2 protein-coding genes are annotated in these 2,217 nt (G+C 61.4%); both read left to right on the forward strand.

Features of this window, described 5'->3' with window-relative positions:
- Window positions 1-530 precede the first annotated feature (530 nt).
- Complete coding sequence (locus OXG98_05865) at window positions 531-1,427, forward strand: sugar kinase (GenBank protein ID MCY3771527.1); 897 nt, start codon at window positions 531-533, stop codon at window positions 1,425-1,427.
- A gap of 75 nt (window positions 1,428-1,502) precedes the next feature.
- Window positions 1,503-2,150 carry a bifunctional 4-hydroxy-2-oxoglutarate aldolase/2-dehydro-3-deoxy-phosphogluconate aldolase gene (locus OXG98_05870; GenBank protein ID MCY3771528.1) on the forward strand — a complete coding sequence of 216 codons (648 nt, stop codon included), beginning with the start codon at window positions 1,503-1,505 and terminating at the stop codon, window positions 2,148-2,150.
- Window positions 2,151-2,217: the final 67 nt, after the last annotated feature.

Consider the following 2,217-nt stretch of genomic DNA (forward strand, 5'->3'; position numbering starts at 1 on the left):
GGTCGTTTTTCTGATGATTGCCCCCGCCTAAGTAGCCGCCGATCGCGAAGAAATCGTTGTCGCCGCGTGATCAGAAGATGCCGGGTTCAGTGGTTTCGAATCCCAACTACCAGCCATAACCCCATTCTAATTTGATACTTATGCAAGATATCTCATGTCTGAGACAGGTGTTATCGGCAGATCGGTAAACAAGTTGACGCTCACCTGAACCGCCAGGACGTGATGCGCACCGCCGCGAAGTCCGTTCTTGGGTGATCCATGGGCGGCGGAACGGGCGGGCGGAGAAGGGACTGCGCACCAACCGAGGCCGTAGGCGGGGACGCAACCGGAAACCGCTGGGTTCGAGTGACCTGTATGCGGGCCGGCAGAGGCATTCCACAGCAGCGGCTCGTCGCTACGATCGATCGCTTGCTCGAAGATGCTGTAGAACGGACGCAGGACGATGCCGTCCGGCCGGTGTCACACTGCGACAATAACCATACGAAACGCTGGGAACCGAGCATGTCTGCCATTGCACCGGACTCGTGACAGTGGATCTGCTCGCGATCGGCGAAGTCATGGCCGAGATCCGGCAAGATCCGACAGCCGGCTTCCGCGTCGGGTTTGCAGGCGACACGTTCAACACCGCGGTCTATTGCACCAGAGAATCCGACCCATCGGCCCGCATCGGCTACTGCACGCGCGTCGGCTGTGATCCCCTTTCCCACGCCTTCCTGAGCGCAGCGAAGAATGAGGGGATCGATGTTTCCCAGGTCGGCTTCGATCGCGAACGTAACCTCGGCATTTACACCGTGTCGACCGACAGCACCGGCGAACGCATCTTTCACTACTGGCGCAGCAACTCCGCGGCGCGCCGACTGTTCGCATCCTCCGAGCCCCTTGCTTCGCTGCCGCCCGCAAGGGTTGTCTACCTGTCAGCCATCACGCTGGCCATCCTTCGTCCTTTGGCCCGCCGGCATCTCATCGCGTATTTGCGCGAGTTGCGGGGGCGCGGCGCGTGCCATGTGGCCTTTGATTCGAACTACCGGCCGCAGCTCTGGGAGGATGCCGAGACCGCGCGCCGCTCAGTCCGTGAGATGTGGCGGGTTGCGGACATTGCCCTGCCGTCCGTTGACGACGAGATCGCCTTGTTCGGCGATGCGGACGAAGAGGCCGTAATCGCGCGATTCGCCGCTTCAGATTGGCATGCCTGCGCCATCAAGCGAGGAGCGCTCGGCCCGGTGTCGCCGCGGCTCGCGCGCCGCGCGCATCCCGAATTCACTCCCGCTCCCGACGTCGTCGATACGACTGCGGCCGGAGACAGCTTCAACGGTGGTTATCTGGCGGCATTCCTTCGCGGCGAAGATGAAGGGCGATGCCTCCTGGCCGGCCACAAGATCGCCTCCCGGGTGGTTGGCGAGTCGGGAGCCTTGATGGCCCGCAGTTGAAATGCACGTCCTATCCCAGCAGGCAAACATCGGCTCTGAGCCGTCTCAATGCATACCCAATTCGGATCAAGAACCATGACCGACAATGCACGGAATGTCTTGGCTCGGCTCGGCGAGGCCAGGGTGGTGCCGGTTGTCGAACTGGATGGCTGCGAAGTTGCCCTGCCCCTTGCGAGAGCGTTATTGGCGGGCGGTTTGCCGGTTGCCGAAATCACGTTCCGATCGGAAGCGGCGGCGGATTCGATCAGGATCCTGCGGGAGCAAGTTCCGGAGATGCTGGTGGGAGCCGGAACAGTGCTCAATGTTGATCAGGTGGAAATGGCCTATCGGGCTGGTGGCCAGTTTGTCGTCACGCCCGGTTTCAACCCCACGGTTGTTGAAGCCTGCATTGAGCTTGATGTGCCAATCCTTCCCGGCATCAACAATCCGACTGGAGTCGAACAGGCCATGGGCTTCGGTCTCGAGGCCGTCAAGTTCTTTCCAGCCGAGGCCAGCGGCGGCGTGTCGTTCCTGAAGGCGTTGTCCGGCCCGTATCCCTCGATCCGGTTTCTGCCCACCGGCGGCATCGCCCCGAATAACCTCCGCGACTATCTGGAACTGCCCAATGTCCTCGCATGTGGTGGGACTTGGATCGTAAGTCCGGCACTGGTTCGGGCGTCCAGGTTCGACGAAATCACACGCCTTGCGGATGAAGCGGCCGGACTGGTCGCCCGGAACAATTGAAACCACCAATCGGCAACGAAGATCGCCTTGCTGACCGGCACGGCGGGCGTTGTGATGCTTCATCAGT

This window comes from Gemmatimonadota bacterium (genome assembly GCA_026706345.1).
Lineage (GTDB): Bacteria > JAAXHH01 > JAAXHH01 > JAAXHH01 > JAAXHH01 > JAAXHH01.